Source organism: Neobacillus sp. KR4-4 (genome assembly GCF_042136325.1).
Taxonomy (GTDB): domain Bacteria; phylum Bacillota; class Bacilli; order Bacillales; family Cytobacillaceae; genus Neobacillus.
In genome coordinates this window covers 1-5,173 of sequence record NZ_JBHHJU010000058.1, presented here as the reverse complement: position 1 = coordinate 5,173, position 5,173 = coordinate 1, and the positions used below count along the sequence as shown (strand labels likewise).

General features: G+C 37.4%; 4 protein-coding genes. All 4 read right to left on the bottom strand.

What is annotated here, in order from left to right:
- Nucleotides 1–107: 107 nt before the first annotated feature.
- The 4 genes from ltrA (ACE198_RS27660) to ltrA (ACE198_RS27645) all read right to left on the bottom strand — a co-directional run bounded on the left by ltrA (ACE198_RS27660) (nucleotide 108) and on the right by ltrA (ACE198_RS27645) (nucleotide 4,651).
- The gene (gene ltrA, locus ACE198_RS27660) at nucleotides 108–1,436 is read right to left on the bottom strand and encodes a group II intron reverse transcriptase/maturase (protein WP_375377771.1); all 1,329 of its coding nucleotides are present in this window, start codon (nucleotides 1,434–1,436) and stop codon (nucleotides 108–110) included.
- Between the two features lie 540 nt (nucleotides 1,437–1,976).
- Nucleotides 1,977–2,396 (bottom strand): GNAT family N-acetyltransferase, encoded by a 420-nt coding sequence (locus ACE198_RS27655; protein WP_375377772.1) that lies wholly within the window; start codon nucleotides 2,394–2,396, stop codon nucleotides 1,977–1,979.
- 192 nt (nucleotides 2,397–2,588) lie between these two features.
- The gene (locus ACE198_RS27650) at nucleotides 2,589–2,744 is read right to left on the bottom strand and encodes a hypothetical protein (RefSeq protein WP_166263120.1); all 156 of its coding nucleotides are present in this window, start codon (nucleotides 2,742–2,744) and stop codon (nucleotides 2,589–2,591) included.
- Nucleotides 2,745–3,322: 578 nt separating this feature from the next.
- Nucleotides 3,323–4,651, bottom strand: a complete 1,329-nt coding sequence (gene ltrA / locus ACE198_RS27645) for a group II intron reverse transcriptase/maturase (protein WP_375377771.1) — start codon at nucleotides 4,649–4,651, stop codon at nucleotides 3,323–3,325.
- Nucleotides 4,652–5,173 lie beyond the last annotated feature (522 nt).

The following is a 5,173-nucleotide window of genomic DNA, read 5'->3' as shown; positions in this document are numbered from 1 at the left end:
CTAGTCGAGTAGAAGAGAACCTCTCTACCCTTACGGTAGATTGTGTTCTCCCCCCTCACAGAACCGTGCTTGCACTATTAATGCACACGGCTCCTCCTAGTCATCATTTACAGAATATAGCTTATCTCTTTTCTTAAATCATAAATATTCACTTTGATTCTTGGTGAAGGTAGTGGATATTTATTAAGAAAGAGCCTAAATTTATCCCATGTAAAGGACTTCCTTTGGCTTCTTCTGTTTAGCCACTTAAATAGTAAATACTCGATTTTCTCTTTGAAGTTGTTAACAGTTTGGGTATTATCTGTGATGCAATAATAGTTGTAATAGCCTATAAGTGAGCGTCTAAATCTATCCATAATCGTATGAATATCTTTATTTCTATTAGTCTTCAGCCATTCTTTAGTTTCTCTTAGTTTGCCTTGTACTTTCTTCCTGCTAGATTTCCGTTTTACTCGAAATTTCCCCTGTTTGCTTTTCCCGCAATAGTGGGTAAACCCAAGGAAATCAAAGGTAGCTGGTTTACTATTCCCCTCTCGTTTTGCATTATTTTCTGCAAACCTCCCAAAGGGAATAATTTTAGTTTTATCCTCGGCTATTTCCAACTTAAACTTCTTTAATCGAAGCTTTAATGAATGGAAGAATTGCTGAGCTTCACTTTTATTCTGAAAACAACAAACAAAGTCATCTGCGTATCTTACTATGTATGCCTGTCCTTTACATTGTCTCCTCACTACTTTCTCGAACCATAAGTCGAGTATATAATGGAGATAGACATTGGCTAATATCGGAGATATTACTCCACCTTGCGGTGTGCCATTATCTGTCTTGTACTTCTTCCCTTCCTCCATGTATCCGCCTTTAAGAAACCTGCTGATTATTCTTAGTAGGTTAGGGTCAGCGATTCGGAGTTTCAAGAACTCTATCATCCATTTGTGGTCAACGTTGTCAAAGAAACCTTTGATATCTACATCTACTACATAACTAACTGCCTTCTTTTCAATATACTGGTTCAGTATTTTCAGGGCATCATGGCAGTTTCGATTAGGTCGGAACCCAAATGAACAATCTAGGAAGTCATTTTCATAGATGGTATTTAGAATTTTGGTAATACCCTTTTGTACAATTTTATCCTCATGTTCAGGTATCCCCAATGGTCTTTTCTTGTTTGAATTAAGTTTTGGGATATACATTCTTCTTACTGGAACAGGTCGATAACTTTTACTTTTAAGCCTACTTACTAAATCCCTTATGTTTTCTTCCAGGTTTTCACTGTATTGTTCTTTAGTCGTTCCGTTAACACCAGTCGCCTTTTTATTAGGTAGTTCTTGATGACACTGTGTTAGCCATTGCTCATTTAATAAGTGTGTAAGTGATGTAAATTTCATTTTGGGCTCTGATTTTGCTAATTCTGCTATCCTTATTAGTTTTGTTTCCATTTATTATTCCTACCTCTGTGTGTAGTAAATGTATCCCTAGTAAGGGTGATAACTGGTAGCTAGCCTTTCCTCCGTCGGCATTACCCAACTTCATTGGTACTACGCTGCTATCCGACTCCCTACACGGCATTTGGTTTCCTTGCTTGTTATCGCTTGTACACCATACTCTTCAATAAAGTAAGAGACCGGTAGGGTCTCCCGAGTTGCCGTATCATATCAATGTGTAACGTGCCAAGGTCTCTGACTCCAGAGAGGTTTTATCCTTCTTGCCTTTCACGATGGATAAAATGTTGCTTTCTGCACGCAGGTAAGGCATCAGCCCTCTCGGTTTACTAACGTTTATGGAGCTCAATCCCTTCAACCATTTGGCTTTCGGCCCGCCACCTAACTGTCTACGCTTAAAGACTAAAGTTACCTTTAGCCCTCCAAGACTCGCTACGAGCGAATGGCTAGTTCTTACTCGGCGGGATTCCCACCCGCTATATGATACGACCTAGGCTCGGCCGCACACCTGCTTCGTTAGTACGACAAGAAAAGTGGTTATTCTAAATACTCGCTGACTAGATTAGGGTTTAGATACCTAGCCATTCCTGTTTTTATTCTCTTTAATCCTAATTTCTTATAAAAGTCCTCATTTCCAGTGGTAGAAATTAAATGAACGCACGATACATTACTAAGCTTATCAAGTAGATATTCCATAATTTTTCTTGCTATCCCTTGTTTTTGAAATTCTGTATGTACTATAACGTCATAAATTGCAGCATTAAAAACACCATCTGTCATCGCCCTACCAAATCCAATAATCCGGCCATTTACTGTAACCAATGCTATGACATTACTAGCTTCGAAAACTTGTTTGATAATCTCCTTTGTATGCTTTGTCCAACCGACGGAAGAATAGATTTCCTTCATTTCATCAAGATTCACTTTAGAAAAATCACTATGTATTCTTAAATCCATAAACCCCCTCCTTACAATTCTTTAATTATTTCTCCATTATTATTGATTGCACCTTCTTTAAGTAACCTGCTTCGTTAGCTCAATAAAAAAAGCTGCCTCAATGACAGCAGTGTTCTTCAACTCTTGCACCCCGTTACTATAAGTACAATCCTTCATAAGTCTTTAAAAAGTTGTAATTGAATCATTTTAAGGTCAAAAATTATTGGGTCCGAAAGGATTTTCTGGTGGATATTCCTCTAACTTATCAGCTGTTCTTTCATCTGGTGAAGTTGCCCCAGATTTTTTGTCAAAATAAATGGCTATTCCAGCCAATATAATAATAGGTGTAAAAATATAAATCCAAATCATCATGACACCTCCAAACTAACAAACGAATTACTAATATTATATTACAAATTTAACTTTTTTTTACAATATTATTAAATTAGTTTTTGTGCTTCGAATAAATTAAAAGTGTGAGACTAAATCACAAAAGAACAACATATTTTCATTATCCCTTTACTTTCAATTTGACTAAAAAGATTCATTACAGATGTTTCCAAATAGATAGTGTAAAATATAGATTGATAGAAAACAAAGGAGTTGTTTAAATTGTTATCATTTTATTATCAACGCTATAAGTCGTGGGTTTGGCTTATTTTGTTCTCAGCTTTTGCAATAGGGGCAATATCTAAATCCTTTTACTCATCATTGTGGGAAGTTATACTCAACGCAGTTATAGGCTTAATTTGTTTAGGGGTATATTTTCGCTTAAGGTTACTCAAACAAAATCAAAATTGAACCTAAATTAAACTGTACTATATAAGAAACATTCTTCAATTAGTCGAGTAGAAGAGAACCTCTCTACCCTTACGGTAGATTGTGTTCTCCCCCCTCACAGAACCGTGCTTGCACTATTAATGCACACGGCTCCTCCTAGTCATCATTTACAGAATATAGCTTATCTCTTTTCTTAAATCATAAATATTCACTTTGATTCTTGGTGAAGGTAGTGGATATTTATTAAGAAAGAGCCTAAATTTATCCCATGTAAAGGACTTCCTTTGGCTTCTTCTGTTTAGCCACTTAAATAGTAAATACTCGATTTTCTCTTTGAAGTTGTTAACAGTTTGGGTATTATCTGTGATGCAATAATAGTTGTAATAGCCTATAAGTGAGCGTCTAAATCTATCCATAATCGTATGAATATCTTTATTTCTATTAGTCTTCAGCCATTCTTTAGTTTCTCTTAGTTTGCCTTGTACTTTCTTCCTGCTAGATTTCCGTTTTACTCGAAATTTCCCCTGTTTGCTTTTCCCGCAATAGTGGGTAAACCCAAGGAAATCAAAGGTAGCTGGTTTACTATTCCCCTCTCGTTTTGCATTATTTTCTGCAAACCTCCCAAAGGGAATAATTTTAGTTTTATCCTCGGCTATTTCCAACTTAAACTTCTTTAATCGAAGCTTTAATGAATGGAAGAATTGCTGAGCTTCACTTTTATTCTGAAAACAACAAACAAAGTCATCTGCGTATCTTACTATGTATGCCTGTCCTTTACATTGTCTCCTCACTACTTTCTCGAACCATAAGTCGAGTATATAATGGAGATAGACATTGGCTAATATCGGAGATATTACTCCACCTTGCGGTGTGCCATTATCTGTCTTGTACTTCTTCCCTTCCTCCATGTATCCGCCTTTAAGAAACCTGCTGATTATTCTTAGTAGGTTAGGGTCAGCGATTCGGAGTTTCAAGAACTCTATCATCCATTTGTGGTCAACGTTGTCAAAGAAACCTTTGATATCTACATCTACTACATAACTAACTGCCTTCTTTTCAATATACTGGTTCAGTATTTTCAGGGCATCATGGCAGTTTCGATTAGGTCGGAACCCAAATGAACAATCTAGGAAGTCATTTTCATAGATGGTATTTAGAATTTTGGTAATACCCTTTTGTACAATTTTATCCTCATGTTCAGGTATCCCCAATGGTCTTTTCTTGTTTGAATTAAGTTTTGGGATATACATTCTTCTTACTGGAACAGGTCGATAACTTTTACTTTTAAGCCTACTTACTAAATCCCTTATGTTTTCTTCCAGGTTTTCACTGTATTGTTCTTTAGTCGTTCCGTTAACACCAGTCGCCTTTTTATTAGGTAGTTCTTGATGACACTGTGTTAGCCATTGCTCATTTAATAAGTGTGTAAGTGATGTAAATTTCATTTTGGGCTCTGATTTTGCTAATTCTGCTATCCTTATTAGTTTTGTTTCCATTTATTATTCCTACCTCTGTGTGTAGTAAATGTATCCCTAGTAAGGGTGATAACTGGTAGCTAGCCTTTCCTCCGTCGGCATTACCCAACTTCATTGGTACTACGCTGCTATCCGACTCCCTACACGGCATTTGGTTTCCTTGCTTGTTATCGCTTGTACACCATACTCTTCAATAAAGTAAGAGACCGGTAGGGTCTCCCGAGTTGCCGTATCATATCAATGTGTAACGTGCCAAGGTCTCTGACTCCAGAGAGGTTTTATCCTTCTTGCCTTTCACGATGGATAAAATGTTGCTTTCTGCACGCAGGTAAGGCATCAGCCCTCTCGGTTTACTAACGTTTATGGAGCTCAATCCCTTCAACCATTTGGCTTTCGGCCCGCCACCTAACTGTCTACGCTTAAAGACTAAAGTTACCTTTAGCCCTCCAAGACTCGCTACGAGCGAATGGCTAGTTCTTACTCGGCGGGATTCCCACCCGCTATATGATACGACCTAGGCTCGGCCGCACACCTGCTCCGTTA

Bases quoted from the DNA above. Each gene is read 5' to 3' on its own strand.
- ltrA (WP_375377771.1), bottom strand. From the start codon at position 1,436: ATGGAAACAAAACTAATAAGGATAGCAGAATTAGCAAAATCAGAGCCC.
- ACE198_RS27655 (WP_375377772.1), bottom strand. From the start codon at position 2,396: ATGGATTTAAGAATACATAGTGATTTTTCTAAAGTGAATCTTGATGAA.
- ACE198_RS27650 (WP_166263120.1), bottom strand. From the start codon at position 2,744: ATGATTTGGATTTATATTTTTACACCTATTATTATATTGGCTGGAATA.
- ltrA (WP_375377771.1), bottom strand. From the start codon at position 4,651: ATGGAAACAAAACTAATAAGGATAGCAGAATTAGCAAAATCAGAGCCC.